The organism is Mesorhizobium sp. CNPSo 4688, from assembly GCF_057784295.1.
Window position 1 is genome coordinate 384,628 of the sequence record NZ_JBWLUY010000003.1, and the last position, 13,810, is coordinate 398,437.

Here is a 13,810-nt window from a genome sequence, read left to right on the forward strand (position 1 = left end):
CACGGCAGACCGGAGATCAGATGGCCTTGGCGTAGAGGGCGCCGCGATAGGAATCGCGGAGATAGCCGAGCGTGGCGTCGGCATCGACCGGCTTGCCGAACAGATAGCCCTGGCCGCCGGCGCAGCCGAACTGGACGAGGCGGTCGGCCTGCGCCTCCTCCTCTATGCCTTCGGCCACGACATCCATGCCGAGCCCTTCGCACATGGCGAGAATGGCGCGGATGATGTGTTCCGACGGACGGTCGTCGAGGATGGAGGAGACGAAGGCGCGGTCGATCTTGAGCTTGTCGAAGTGGAATTCGCGCAAGCGGCCGAGAGAGGACTGGCCGGTGCCGAAATCGTCGAGCGAGACGCGGATGCCGACCCGGCGCAGGTCCTCGACGATCTTCTCGGCCGAGGCCGGATCGTTCATCAGGCCGGTTTCGGTGATCTCGATCTCGAGCCGGCGCGGATCGAAGCCGGTGCGGTCGAGGATCGACAATATGTGCAGGCCGGTGTTCTGGTCGACGAGCTGCGAGGGCGACAGGTTGAAGGACAGGAACAGGTCCTTCGGCCAGCTGCGCGCCGCTTCGGTCGCCTTGCGCAGCACCAGTTGAGACAGCGGACCAATGATGCCGCGCTCCTCGGCGATGGGGATGAACACGGTCGGCGGGACGACGCCGAGGTCACGATCGGTCCAGCGCGCCAGCGTCTCGAAGCCGATGGTGCGGCGAGTGTTCAAATCGACGATGGGCTGGAAATGCGGTTCCACCTCGCCGGCCGAGACGGCGCGGCGCAGCGCCTGTTCGATGCGGGTGACGCGCTTGGCCGCCTCCTCCATCTCGCGTGTGTAGACGACGACGCGGCCACGGCCCGAGCGCTTGGCATGGTAGAGCGCCGTTTCGGCCTTGTTGACGAGGATTTCGGTGGTTTCGTCGCCGGAATAGAACAGCGAGCAGCCGACCGAGGCCGAAAGCCTGGCGGTGCGTTCGCCGACATCGTAAGGCGCCGACAGGATTTCGATCATCATGCGCGACTTCTCTGCCGCGGCTTCCTCCGAGAACACCATCGGATAGAGGAAGGCGAATTCGTCGGCGCCGATGCGGCAGACGGTGGAATGGCTGTCCATCGAGGCGCGCAGCCGCATCGCCACCTGGATCAATATGTCGTCGCCGGCCTTGTGGCCGAACAGGTCGTTGATCGGCTTGAAACCGTCGAGGTCGAGAATGCCGACGGTGAACGGCGCGGGATCGTCGGCGCGGTCGCTGATCAGGCGATCGACCTTGTCGAAGAAGCGGCGATGGTTGCCAAGCCCGGTCAGCGTGTCGGTGAACGCCAGATCCGTGTTTTCCCTGCTTGCCTGCCCGGTGCCAAACGTCGTTTGCATCGGTATCCCTGTTTTTGACGTCCGAAATTTACGCTGAGACTGGCAGCAAAGCGTTTAGGAACCGTATCGCGAAATCGATTTTTCGCTGGCGAATGGTGGTTTAGCGGACGCGGTAGAGTTCGACCGGGTTTCTCCGTGTTTCGGCCAGCGGTTCGAGCCAATCGGGGACGCTTCCCTGCATCATCCCGGCCAGGAAGCCTTGCGGCGCCTTGGCGGCGAGCACCTTGCTTTCGGCGCTGCCGCGGCAGAGAGCCACCAGGCCGACATGGTGCTGCGCCACGATCGCTTTGGCCTGGTCCGCCGATCCGAGGAAGGCATCGAGCGCTAGCAGGTCGCCGGCGATGTTGCGATGATAGGGGCCGGCAAAGACACGGTGGCCGGAATAGGCCAGGATGGGCGAGCCGAGATTGGAAATGGCAAGCACCGTGGTGTCCGGCAGCCCGGCCAGCGTCGCGAAGGAGGCCTTGCGCGTGCAGGCCGGATCGGCATCCTTGGCCTCGGCGGAGACCTTGTCGGCCTCGAATGCGCTCGAGGTGGCGGCGGCAGCGCCGGCCCAGACGGCATTCACCGACACCACCCAGACTGCCGCCATACGCAGCGACACGCTGCGCGAAGGGCTGATGCTCGCCCGTTCGCGCCAGCTTGCGATCCAGGCCGACAGCGGTATGACGGCCAAGGTGATCGAGAATGTCGAGCCGCGGACCTGCCAGGCGCTGACGATGAAGGCGGCAACCAGCAAGGCGCCAACGAGGCTGTCCTGGCGGCGCCACGGTCCGCGCAGGCGAAGCGCCATCAGCAGGATTGCCACCAGCGGCGTAACATAGCGCGCCGCCAGCGAGGCCGGTTCGTTGACGGCGATATGGAACAGCGACTGTGCCTCATCGATGTGGTCGAGCCACAATTCCTTGAGGCGCGGATCGAGATTTGCGTAGGGCGGCGCAAGGCATTGCGGAAACAGCGCCACGACAACGGCGCCCAGCATAAGCGCGAGCAGGCCGAGCGAGATCAGCCGGCGGCCGGCCGTGCCATTGGACACCTTGAGCGACGTCACGACGGCAAGGCCCAGTCCGGCGATTGCCGCCACCACGAATTGCACGGCCGAAAAGGCATCGCACTGCGCCTGGCCCCAGGCCGATGGCGGGATGGTGGTGACGAAGACGAGCGCCGAAACCCCGGCAAAGCCGAGACCGAAGTCCCTTGCGATCCGGTGCTCGCCGCCGGGATCGACGACAAACAGCAAGGCGATGCAGGCGCCGATGGTGGCGACATAGGGCGCGGTTTCCATGCCGACAGCCAGCGTCAGCGCCGCGCACAGACCCGAAATCAGCGCCGCCCAGCGGTGCGTAGGCGCCTCGAGCAGCAGGCTGAGGCTGGCCAGGGTCAGCGTCAGCTGGACATTGTGATGATCGAGCGCACCCGGCAAGAAGATGCCGATGAAATGCAGCGCCGCCGCGCCGATGACGATTGCGGGCAGCACGGCGCCGGCGCCGGCAAAGCTGCGCGCCGCGCGGGCGAGGAAGAACACCGCCAGGAAAAACAGCAGCGCCGGCCACAGCACCTGTGCGATCGCCTCGGCCATGGCCATGCTGCCGGTCAGCGCCGAAGCGGCGAGGATGATGGCGGCGAGCGGCGCATCGACCAGCCGCGACCAGTGCATGACGAAGCCGCCTTCCGGCCCCATCCGGTACTGATGCAGGTCGAACCAGCCCTGGCCGGCCAGCATATCGCGAACCTCGACCAGCCGCAGCAGGCTGTCATTGTCGCCGCCGGCATTGCTCAATTCGCGAAAGCCCGTGGTGGCATTGACGGCCAGCGCCACCAGCATAGCAAGCAGCGCCAGCGTCATATCGGACTTCCAGGAGGAAGCACCCGCCTTGGCTGCGTTCATCATCACGGCCTTTGTCGGAAAGAAGCTCGGCTTAAACCTAGCCTTAACAGCTTCAATAAATAGTAAAGTCGCCTGAGCGAGGCCGCATTTGAGCGCGGCCGGAGGCTCCGCCGGGCATCGGGAGACGGAAATGCCGCACGAAGTTCGCCACGAGCCGGCCATTGCCGTGCTCCTGCCCTGCTACAATGAGGAGCTCACCATCGCCGAGGTGGTGCGGCGGTTTCGCGAGACGCTGCCGTCGGCCGCGATCTATGTTTATGACAACAATTCCAGGGATTTGACCGCGCTCAAGGCACGTGCCGCCGGCGCCATCGTCATCCGCGAGCCGCGCCAGGGCAAGGGCAATGTCGTGCGGCGCATGTTCGCCGACATCGATGCCGATATCTATCTGATGGCCGATGGCGACGGCACCTATGCGCCGGAAGATGCACCGCAGCTGATCAACATCCTTCAGACCGAGCGCTGCGACATGGTGGTGGGCACCAGGCGCGGCGTCGCCGACGATGCCGGCCGTTCCGGCCATGCGTTCGGCAACCGCATCTTCAACAGCCTCTACAAGCGGCTGTTCGGCACCGACTTCACCGACATCTTCTCCGGCTACCGCGCCTTCTCCAGGCGTTTCGTCAAGAGCTTCCCCGCCGTTTCCGGCGGCTTCGAGATCGAGACCGAAATGTCGGTGCATGCCTCGCAGCTCAAGCTGCCTGTCAGCGAAATCGCGCTCGACTATGGCCGCCGGCCTGAGGGATCGTCGTCGAAGCTGTCGACCTATCGCGACGGCGCCAGGATCCTCTGGATGTTCGCCATGCTGATGAAGGAGACGCAGCCGCTGCGCTTCTTCGGCGTCTTCGCCATTTTCTTCCTGGCATCGAGCCTGACCCTGATGACGCCGGTGCTGATCGAGTTCGCCCAGACCGGCCTCGTGCCGCGCATGCCGACCTGGGTGCTGTCGGTCGGCCTGCTGCTGTTGTCGATGCTTGCGATGATGACCGGACTGATCCTGGATTCGGTATCGCGCGGGCGCGCCGAACAGAAGCGCATTTTTTATCTCTCGGTCCCGTCGGGCCGGGTCGAACGGCGCGAGCGCACGAGCGAAACCCCGAAAGCCGAGCCGGGCAAGACGCCCCGGGCCGCCTGAGGCCGTGGGCAGGCTCGCCCGCTTCGTCTTTGCCGGCGCCGTCGGCTTCGTCGCCGATGCCGCGGCTCTCTGGCTGCTTTTGGCGGTAACGCCGCTCGGCCCCTTCGTCGCGCGCTTGCTGTCGATCGGCTTTGCGCTCTGCGTCACCTGGCAGATCAACCGGCATTTGACCTTTTCGCCGTCGAGCCGCGGCCTAACGCAGGAGGGTGCGCGCTATGGTGGCGTCGGCATCGCCACCAGCATCGTCAACTATCTCGTCTATTGCGCCATCCTGTTCGCGCTGCCGGCAATGCCGCCGCTGGTGGCACTTGCGATCGCCTCGCTGGTGGCCATGGCGCTGTCCTTCCTCGGTTACTCCCGGCTGGTCTTCGACCGCTGAGGGTCTGGGCCAAGCAAGCGCGATTGGCAGAAGCCGTGGAGTTCCGTATATCGGCGGCATAGCCCGCTGGAGACTAGAAGATGCCCCTGAAAATCGCCGTCCAGATGGACCATGTCTCCACTGTCTCGATCGCCGGCGACACGTCGTTTGCGCTGTCGCTGGAGGCGCAGCGGCGCGGCCACCAACTGTTCCACTACACGCCCGACCGGCTGTCGATGCTGGGCGGCAAGGTGTTTGCCCGCATCGAGGAGATGAAGCTCCGCGACGAGAAGGGCAATCACTACACGCTGGGCGACAAGGTGCGCACCGACCTGTCGGAGATGGACGTGATCCTGCTGCGCCAGGATCCGCCCTTCGACATGAACTACATCACCACCACGCACATTCTGGAGCGCATCCACCCGAAGACTTTGGTCGTCAACGACCCCGCCTGGGTGCGCAACAGCCCGGAAAAAATCTTCGTCACCGAATTTCCGGATTTGATGCCGGAAACGTTGATCACCAAGGATCCCCAGGAAGTCGCCGCCTTCCGCAAGGAATTCGGCGACATCATCGTCAAGCCGCTCTACGGCAATGGCGGCGCAGGCATCTTCCATCTCAGGGAGGACGACCGCAACCTCGCCTCGCTGCTCGAGATGTTCGCCCAGCTGTCGCGCGAGCCCTATATCGTGCAGCGCTATCTGAAGGATGTGCGCAAAGGCGACAAGCGCATCATCCTGGTCGACGGCGAGGCAGTCGGCGCCATCAACCGTGTGCCGGCCGACCATGATTCACGCTCCAACATGCATGTCGGCGGCCGCGCCGAAAAGGCCGAGCTGACGGAGCGCGAGCGCGAGATCTGCGCCCGCATCGGACCGTCGCTGAAAGAGCGCGGCTTCATCCTCGTCGGCATCGACGTGATCGGCGACTACATGACCGAGATCAACGTGACCTCGCCGACCGGCGTGCGCGAAGTGCAACGTTTTGGCGGCGCCGACATTGCGAGCCTGTTCTGGGACGCGGTGGAAGGCAAGCGGCACTAGCTGCAATGCCCGGAAAGGGGGAAAAGCGCGCAGCGCTTTTCCTGAGCATTCATGTAAAAACAAAGAGATAGAGCGGTTCGCCGTTTCCGTGAAACGGTGAAACGCCCTAGAACACCAGGAAATCGTCCGCGGTGACCCAGGTGCCCGGGTCGACGGCGGCAAACTTGACAGCCGCCGCGCCGCCAACCCCGTCCACATCGAACAGCAGGTCGCCAGTCACGTCGTTGTAAAGGATGTGGTCGCTGTCATCGACGGCTTTGTCACCTATCGCGAAGACTGCCGCGAAAAGCGGGCCGGCCTGCAGCCCGACAAACACGGAGCTGTCCAGGCGGATCATATCATCCTGCGCATCGAAGTCTTCGATCCTGTCGCAGTTCGCCGGTCCAAGGGAGTCGAACACGAAGACGTCCCTGCCCTCGCCGCCGGCCAGCCGGTCGCCGCCGGCACCGCCATTGAGGATGTCATCGCCAGCACCGCCACGCAGGTCGTCGGAGCCGGCGCCGCCATCAAGGGCATCGTCGCCCTCATCGCCACGGATGCCGTCCGTGCCCGCGCCGCCGCTTATGACATCATTGCCGGCGCCGCCCTTCAGCCAATCCGTGCCCGCGCCACCGATGAGGGTGTCGGCCCCGGTGCCGCCGAACAGCTGGTCGTTGCCGGCGCCGCCATCGAGCGTATCGTTGAACGACGTGCCGATGACACGGTCGCTGCCGCCTAGCGCGGTGACGAGCGCGGCACGATCATGGGCTCCATAGTTCACTGTGTTCGCGGCGTCGGTCAGCGCGATGGATTCGGCCGGTGGAGCAACCGTGATCGTAATCGTCGCCAGATTGCTGTTGCCCTGGCCGTCCGTGGCGTAAACCGTGAAGCTGTCAGTGCCGACGAAGCCCGCCTCGGGTGTGTAGTCGAACAGATTGCCGTTCAGAAAGTCGGCATGATAGTGCAGGCTGTTGCCATAGTGACCCTGGTGAAACGGATAGTGGTTGCCGTCGAAACGCGTGCTTTGCTCAAAGGTGCCGTGGTCCGGCCCATCGACGACGACAAAGCTCAGGAGATCATAGTCGGCATCGGCGGCGCTGAATTTGATGTCGTCGAGAAATTCCCCCTGCGAAACCGACACATTCAGATTGGCAACCGTGGGCGCATGATTGACGAACGTGTCGGGCTGCAGCGTGCCTCCCTCCAGGATGATCTGGTGCTGGCCGTATTGGGTGTTTTCGCCGCCGAAATACTCGTTCGCCCCGATCCAGGTGACGGTGATGGTGTTGGGGCTGTCGGCGTTGACCGAGACGATCCGGGCCGACAGGTAGGCTGCCTGGTCGGACAAAGTGCGGAGAAGATTGCCGTCATTGTCGAAGACCTGCGTTTCGACCGACGTCCAGGTCTCGGTCCTGCCTTCGTTGGTGAAGCTGGTGATGGTGAAGAAGCCGTCGAAGACATCGACCGAAGCCACGTCAATGCCGCCGAACGGGAAATCGGGCTTTGCCCCTATCGGCCCGATCACGTCGCCATCGGGTTCCGTGATGCTGAAAAGCACCGCGTCTGGGCTTGGATTGGGATAGTCGGGTTCTTCCCATACGGTGAGCTGACTGCCATTGCTTAAGGTCGGCATCCTGTTTTCCTCGCTTTGGCGCCTGGACGCGCTGCGGATGTCCCCCGATCCCAACCATACCATAGTATGCGAGTCGGATCGGTGACACCCAACCGCGACGCGCCTTTGTGGTTAATTCTGTCTCGGGCGAAGGCAGGCGTCGGCATCGTATGGTGCCGGAAGTACGGCGACACTTGCATGTTCCTGTAATGTTCTTGCCTTGGGCTGAAATCTATGGTTGTCTTGGGCCGACATCGCTCGCAGTCTGATCAGAAAGACCCGAGCGAACCGGTATCCGGGGGCTTGAACAAATGGTGGCGCGGGTTCGCACGGTTGCTTTCCAGGGCATTGAAGCCGTGCCGGTCGATGTCCAGGTGATGATCGCGCCGGGCAAGGTCGGCATGCACATTGTCGGCCTGCCCGACAAGGCGGTGGCCGAGAGCCGCGAGCGGGTGCAGGCGGCACTGCATGCGTCGGGCCTGTCGATGCCGTCGAAAAAGGTCACGATCAATCTAGCCCCGGCCGATCTGCCCAAGGAAGGCAGCCATTACGACCTGCCGATCGCGCTCGGCCTGATGGCCGCACTCGGCGCCATTCCGGGCGACATGCTGGCCTCCTATGTCGTGCTCGGCGAATTGTCGCTCGACGGCACCATTGCCGCGGTGGCCGGCGCGCTGCCGGCGGCGATCGGCGCCAATGCCGAGGGAAAGGGGCTGATCTGCCCGTTCGGCTGTGGGCCGGAAGCAGCATGGGCCGGCAAGGATTTCGACATATTGGCGCCGCGCAGCCTGATTGCGATTGCCAATCATTTTCGCGGCACGCAGGTGCTGTCGCGGCCCGAGCCCGGCATCCATGTCTCGGCGCGCGACCTGCCCGACCTCTGCGACATCAAGGGCCAGGAGAGCGCCAAGCGGGCGCTGGAAGTGGCGGCCGCCGGCGGCCACAATCTGCTGATGGTCGGCCCGCCAGGCTCGGGAAAATCGATGCTGGCGCAAAGGCTGCCGTCGATCCTGCCGCCGCTGGCGCCGAAGGAACTCTTGGAAGTCTCGATGATCGCCTCGGTGGCGGGCGAGCTCGGCGAAGGCAAGCTCACCGACCGGCGGCCGTTCCGCGCTCCGCACCATTCGGCCTCGATGGCGGCGATGGTTGGCGGCGGCTTGCGGGTGCGGCCGGGAGAGGTCTCGCTTGCCCATCACGGCGTGCTGTTCCTCGACGAATTTCCCGAATTTTCACCGCAGACGCTGGATGCGCTGCGCCAGCCGCTGGAGACCGGCGACTGCATGATCGCGCGCGCCAACCACCGCGTCACCTATCCGGCGCGCATCCAGCTGGTGGCGGCGATGAACCCGTGCCGCTGCGGCATGGCCGGCGAACCGGGCTATCGCTGCCTGCGCGGCGAGCGCTGCCGCACCGACTACCAGGCGCGCATTTCCGGCCCACTGCTCGACCGCATCGACCTCAGGATCGAGGTGCCGGCGGTCTCGGCCGCCGATCTGATCCGGCCGGATCGGGCGGAAAAGAGCGCCGCCGTAGCCCAGCGCGTGGCCCGTGCGCGCACCATCCAGCGCGAGCGCTTCGAACGGCTCGGCGTCACCAGCGCGACGACCAATGCGCATTGCTCGCCCTCGATCATCGAAGACATCGCCGTGCCGGATGCAGCCGGCCTCTCGCTGCTGAGAGACGCCAGCGAAAAGCTCGGCTTTTCCGCGCGCGCCTATCACCGCGTGCTGAAAGTGGCGCGCACGCTGGCCGACCTCGACGCCAGCGAGACCGTCGGCCGCATCCACCTGGCCGAGGCGATTTCCTATCGCATGATGTCGGAGCGGGTGGCGCAGGCGGCGTAGATCCCTCCCTCTTGAGGGGAGGGGGACGCTGGCGCTCAAGCCTTCCCCTTCAGCTCCAGCCGCCGCGCGTGCAGCACCGGCTCGGTATATCCATTCGGCTGTTCGCGGCCCTTGAACACCAGGTCGCAGGCGGCCTGGAAGGCGATAGAACCGTCGAAGTCGGCGGCCATCGGCCGGTAGAGGGGATCGCCGACATTTTGCAAATCGACGATGGCCGCCATGCGGCGCAGCGAATCCATCACCTGAATCTGCGAGCAGACCTTGTGATGCAGCCAGTTGGCGATGTGCTGCGAGGAGATGCGTAGCGTGGCGCGGTCTTCCATCAGGCCGACATCGTTGATATCCGGCACCTTGGAGCAGCCGACGCCCTGGTCGATCCAGCGCACGACATAACCCAGAATGCCTTGCGCATTGTTGTCGAGCTCGCGCTGGATTTCATCCGGCGTCCAGTTCGGACGCACCGCCACCGGCACCGACAATATGTCGTCGAGCTTCGCCTTGGGCCGGCTCTTCAGCGCAGCCTGGACGGCATGGACATCGACCTTGTGGTAATGGGTAGCGTGCAGCGTGGCAGCGGTCGGCGACGGCACCCAGGCGGTGTTGGCGCCGGCCTTGGGATGGGCGATCTTCTGTTCTAGCATCGCCGCCATCAGATCGGGCATCGCCCACATGCCCTTGCCGATCTGGGCGTGGCCGGCCAGACCGCATTCCAAGCCCGTATCGACATTCCAGGCCTCATAGGCGGAAATCCAGGCGGCCTGCTTCATGTCGCCCTTGCGGATCATCGGCCCGGCCTCCATCGAGGTGTGGATCTCGTCGCCGGTGCGGTCGAGGAAGCCGGTGTTGATGAACACGACGCGCTCCCTGGCCGCGCGGATCGCCTCCTTCAGGTTGACGGTGGTGCGCCGCTCCTCGTCCATGATGCCCATCTTGATGGTGTTTTTGGCCATGCCGAGCAGCGCTTCGACGCGGTCGAAAATCTCGACGGCGAAGGCGACTTCCTCCGGTCCGTGCATCTTCGGCTTCACCACATACATCGAGCCGGCGCGGGAATTCATCCGCCGCCCGTTGGCGCCGACATCGTGCAGCGCGATCAGCGCGGTCATTGCGGCATCCATGATGCCTTCCGGCACCTCATGGCCGTCGCGGTCGAGAATGGCTGGATTGGTCATCAGGTGGCCGACGTTTCTCACCAGCATCAGCGAGCGGCCGGGCAAGGTTAGTGCGCCGCCATTGGGCGCCGTCCAGGCGCGGTCCGGGTTGAGCTTGCGCACGAAGCTCTTGCCGCCCTTGCTGATTTCCTCCGCCAGGTCGCCCTTCATCAGGCCGAGCCAGTTGCGGTAGACCACGACCTTGTCTTCAGCATCCACGGCCGCGACGGAATCCTCGCAGTCCTGGATGGTGGTCAGCGCCGATTCCAGGATGACGTCGGCAATGCCGGCCGGATCGGTGCGGCCGATTTGGTTGGCGCGGTCGATCAAGATTTCGATGTGCAGGCCGTTCTGGGTGAGCAAAATGGCTTCAGGGTTGGCCGGGTCGCCACGATAGCCGGCAAACTGTTTCGGGTTGGCCAGCGTGGTGCCGCCGGCGCCGGCGCTGAGCCGCAAGATGCTGCCCTGGACTGTAAGCCCGTTCACGCCTGCCCATTTGCCGGAGGTGAGCGGCACGGACTCGTCGAGGAAGCGTTTTGCCCAGGCCACCACCTTGGCGCCACGCACAGGGTTGAAGCTTTTGCCCTTCTCGGCGCCGCCGGTCTCGGGGATGGCATCGGTGCCGTAGAGCGCATCGTAGAGCGACCCCCAGCGGGCATTGGCGGCATTGAGCGCATAGCGCGCATTCATCACCGGCACCACCAGCTGCGGCCCCGCGACGATGGCGATCTCCGGGTCGACATTGTCGGTCGAGACGCTGAAGGCTGGGCCTTCCGGTATGAGATAGCCGATCTCCTTGAGGAAATTCTTGTAGGCCTCCATATCGATGGGCGCGCCATTGGCGCGATACCAGGCGTCGATCTGCTCCTGCATGGCGTCGCGTTTGGCCAGCAGCGCCCGGTTCTTCGGCGCCAGATCGTGCACGATGGCCGAAAAACCGTTCCAGAAGGCGTCGGCCGCAATACCGGTGCCCGGCAGCGCTTCGTTGCCTACGAAGTCGTGCAATTCGCGGGCAATCCGCAATCCGGCGATCTCGACGCGATCGGTCATCAGGGCTTCTCCAGATGAAAGGCTTTGCGGCCTTTGGCATGTCAGGGGTGAAGGGTCAATTCAGCTTAGGGTGAAGGCGGCGGGAATCGCCGCCAAATCTCCCCCCTTGAGGGGGAGATGGCCGCGAAGCGGCCAGAGGGGGTCGGTGCGACCGGGCTCGCCCTCCTGCGACAGATGGAGGTTAGCGCCCCACGCGCTAGAACCCCCTCTGTCGCCTACGGCGACATCTCCCCCTCAAGGGGGGAGATTACCCGCGCTAAACCGCAATCCTCGGCCTTCCCGACGCCACCGCCACCACATGCGCTTCGATGAACATGCGCTGAGCCTCGACCGTGGAGACGCGGAATTCCGTCGCCACTTCGATCTCTGCATTATCGGTACCGGCGTCTTTCGCGCGCTCCGCAACGATCGCCCGCACATCGGCTTCCGCCGCCGCGATCGCCTTGGCTTCGTCGGTGAAATCGCGCACCGTTTGCCCCGAGGCGAGTCGAAACAGGCCTTCCTTGGGCTGGCTGACGCGGGCTTCGGCGGAGACGCGGACCTGGCCAACGACGGCGCCGAGGGCGTTGGCGACGTCGGTGTCTTCCGGCACCACGCATTCATTGCCGACCAGCTCGGCCAGGCCGGCATAGTGCAGCGGCGCCGAGGCGCCAAGACCGATGACCGGGCGATCGAGCGCGACCGAGAGCCTGGCGATGCCGGGATGGGCATCGACGGCGCGCTGCACCAGCGCATGGGCGACGGTTGCCGCGCCATCCAGCCCGTCCTCGGCAAAGGCGGTCTCGAGAATATATTCGGCCGACCAACGCGTCAGAGTCAGCAGAACGCGTTCGGAAATCACCTCGGGAGAGGCGGCGATGTTCTGGCCGCGGCCGTCGCGCTTGCGAGCGAAGAGTTCGGCGCCGAGCCGGGCGGTGGCCGCATCCCAGTTGGCCTGCTTGCCCAGCACATGGGCGGCGTCCGAAGGCGTAAAGCCGGAGATGTGCACGAGGCCGCGCGAGACCAGCCGGTTCAGCGTGGCGTTCTGGGCGTTCGAGGCCAGCAGCCTGTCGATGGCCAGCGGCACATTGCCGATCTGCTCGTAGAGTTTGGCTTCAGGCGCGGTCAGGCCGGCCGCAAGCCTGTCCGGTACGCCGGTGCGCAGCGCAAAGCGGCCGTCCATGCGGCCGGGATTGGGCGCACGCAGCTGGCGTTCGAGCTCGGATGTCACGGAAACACCATGCATCATGCCGGCCAGCGCCAGCGGCACCAGGCGGCGCGGCCCGAGCAGGATTTTCGGGTTGAGCGCGCCATCTTCCAGCGCCACTTCGGAATCGCCGCCGAGACCGAAGGTGCGCATGGCCACCGCTTCGACCATGGTGCGGAAACCACCGACCGTGGCGCCTTCCGGATCGAGGCGCGGCCGTCCGCCGTCGAGCACGGCGACATCCGTTGTGGTGCCGCCAATGTCCGACACCATGGCGTTGTCGAGCCCGGTCATGTGGCGGGCGCCGACCAGGCTGGCGGCCGGACCGGACAAAATCGTTTCGATCGGCCGTTGGCGGGCAAAGGCGGCCGAGACCAGCGCGCCGTCGCCACGCACCACCATCAGGGGCGCTGCGATCTTGCGCGCTTCGAGAAAGCCTTCGGTCGCCGCCACCAGCCGGTCGATCATCGAGATCAGCCGGGCGTTGAGCAAAGTGGTGAGCGCGCGGCGCGGGCCGCCGAGCTTGGCTGACAATTCGTGGCTGGCGGTGACCGGCAGGCCGGTCTTTTCGCGGATAAGGTCGCGCGCGGCGAGTTCATGCGCCGGGTTGCGGGTGGCGAAATAGGCACAGACGGCAAAGCCCGACACCGAGGCGCCGAGTTCGGGGAGTGCGGCCTCCAAGCCCGAGAGGTCGAGCTTGGCCGCATTGCCGTGGACATCATGGCCGCCCGGACAAAACACCACCGGGTCGGTGCCGAGCGCGGTCTTCAACCCGTCGCGGGCGAGGTCGGCTTCGGTAAAGCCGATCATGATCAGCGCAACGCGACCGCCCTGCCCCTCGACCAACGCGTTGGTGGCAAGCGTCGTCGACATCGACACGAGTTTGATCGAGGCCGGGTCGGTGGCGGATTTCTCCAGCACCGCGTCGACCGCACCGGAAATGCCGACGGCAAGGTCGTGCCGCGTGGTCAGCGCCTTGGCCTTGGCCAGCACCTTGCCTTTAGGACCCCCCTGTTCCGACCACAGCACGGCATCGGTATAGGTGCCGCCGGTGTCGATGCCGAGGAACAGGGGTTTGGGCTTGGTGGTCATTTCTGGCGGTCCGGAATTCTGTTCCCCCGCCCTTAGCCGATACGGCCTCGCGGATAAAGGCGGGAGAGGTGGGCCAGTTTGACCCTCCTCCTCGCCGCTCATGCCC

9 protein-coding genes are annotated in these 13,810 nt (G+C 65.0%); 4 read left to right on the forward strand and 5 right to left on the reverse strand.

Features of this window, described 5'->3' with window-relative positions:
• Positions 1-16: 16 nt before the first annotated feature.
• Positions 17-1,366 (reverse strand): putative bifunctional diguanylate cyclase/phosphodiesterase, encoded by a 1,350-nt coding sequence (locus AC04SH_RS07550; protein ID WP_181059875.1) that lies wholly within the window; start codon positions 1,364-1,366, stop codon positions 17-19.
• Positions 1,367-1,466: 100 nt separating this feature from the next.
• On the reverse strand, positions 1,467-3,254 hold the full coding sequence (locus AC04SH_RS07555) for a GtrA family protein (RefSeq protein ID WP_488574533.1): 1,788 nt from the start codon (positions 3,252-3,254) through the stop codon (positions 1,467-1,469).
• Positions 3,255-3,384: 130 nt separating this feature from the next.
• Between AC04SH_RS07555 and AC04SH_RS07560 the strand changes: the two genes are divergently transcribed.
• From AC04SH_RS07560 to gshB, 3 genes are all read left to right on the forward strand, one after another.
• Positions 3,385-4,389, forward strand: a complete 1,005-nt coding sequence (locus AC04SH_RS07560; protein WP_488574534.1) for a glycosyltransferase — start codon at positions 3,385-3,387, stop codon at positions 4,387-4,389.
• A gap of 4 nt (positions 4,390-4,393) precedes the next feature.
• A complete protein-coding gene (locus tag AC04SH_RS07565; protein ID WP_488574535.1) occupies positions 4,394-4,768 on the forward strand; it encodes a GtrA family protein in 375 nt (124 codons plus the stop codon).
• 80 nt (positions 4,769-4,848) lie between these two features.
• Positions 4,849-5,790, forward strand: coding sequence for a glutathione synthase (gene gshB, locus AC04SH_RS07570; RefSeq protein ID WP_488574536.1), 942 nt, complete (start codon positions 4,849-4,851; stop codon positions 5,788-5,790).
• Positions 5,791-5,896: 106 nt separating this feature from the next.
• Here gshB and AC04SH_RS07575 read toward each other — a convergent pair whose 3' ends face one another.
• Complete coding sequence (locus tag AC04SH_RS07575; RefSeq protein WP_488574537.1) at positions 5,897-7,402, reverse strand: Ig-like domain-containing protein; 1,506 nt, start codon at positions 7,400-7,402, stop codon at positions 5,897-5,899.
• Positions 7,403-7,692: 290 nt separating this feature from the next.
• On the opposite strand from AC04SH_RS07575, the gene AC04SH_RS07580 reads away from it, so the two are divergent.
• Positions 7,693-9,225, forward strand: a complete 1,533-nt coding sequence (locus AC04SH_RS07580) for a YifB family Mg chelatase-like AAA ATPase (RefSeq protein WP_488574538.1) — start codon at positions 7,693-7,695, stop codon at positions 9,223-9,225.
• A gap of 35 nt (positions 9,226-9,260) precedes the next feature.
• Here the strand turns inward: AC04SH_RS07580 and AC04SH_RS07585 are convergent, their stop codons facing one another.
• Complete coding sequence (locus AC04SH_RS07585) at positions 9,261-11,426, reverse strand: malate synthase G (protein ID WP_488574539.1); 2,166 nt, start codon at positions 11,424-11,426, stop codon at positions 9,261-9,263.
• Between the two features lie 256 nt (positions 11,427-11,682).
• Complete coding sequence (locus AC04SH_RS07590; RefSeq protein ID WP_488574540.1) at positions 11,683-13,704, reverse strand: hydantoinase/oxoprolinase N-terminal domain-containing protein; 2,022 nt, start codon at positions 13,702-13,704, stop codon at positions 11,683-11,685.
• Between the last annotated feature and the right edge of the window lie 106 nt (positions 13,705-13,810).

Excerpts from the sequence above, each read along its gene's own strand:
- AC04SH_RS07550 (WP_181059875.1), bottom strand. The coding sequence starts at position 1,366 with ATGCAAACGACGTTTGGCACCGGGCAGGCAAGCAGGGAAAACACGGAT.
- AC04SH_RS07555 (WP_488574533.1), bottom strand. The coding sequence starts at position 3,254 with ATGAACGCAGCCAAGGCGGGTGCTTCCTCCTGGAAGTCCGATATGACG.
- AC04SH_RS07560 (WP_488574534.1), top strand. The coding sequence starts at position 3,385 with ATGCCGCACGAAGTTCGCCACGAGCCGGCCATTGCCGTGCTCCTGCCC.
- gshB (WP_488574536.1), top strand. The coding sequence starts at position 4,849 with ATGCCCCTGAAAATCGCCGTCCAGATGGACCATGTCTCCACTGTCTCG.
- AC04SH_RS07575 (WP_488574537.1), bottom strand. The coding sequence starts at position 7,402 with ATGCCGACCTTAAGCAATGGCAGTCAGCTCACCGTATGGGAAGAACCC.
- AC04SH_RS07580 (WP_488574538.1), top strand. The coding sequence starts at position 7,693 with ATGGTGGCGCGGGTTCGCACGGTTGCTTTCCAGGGCATTGAAGCCGTG.
- AC04SH_RS07585 (WP_488574539.1), bottom strand. The coding sequence starts at position 11,426 with ATGACCGATCGCGTCGAGATCGCCGGATTGCGGATTGCCCGCGAATTG.
- AC04SH_RS07590 (WP_488574540.1), bottom strand. The coding sequence starts at position 13,704 with ATGACCACCAAGCCCAAACCCCTGTTCCTCGGCATCGACACCGGCGGC.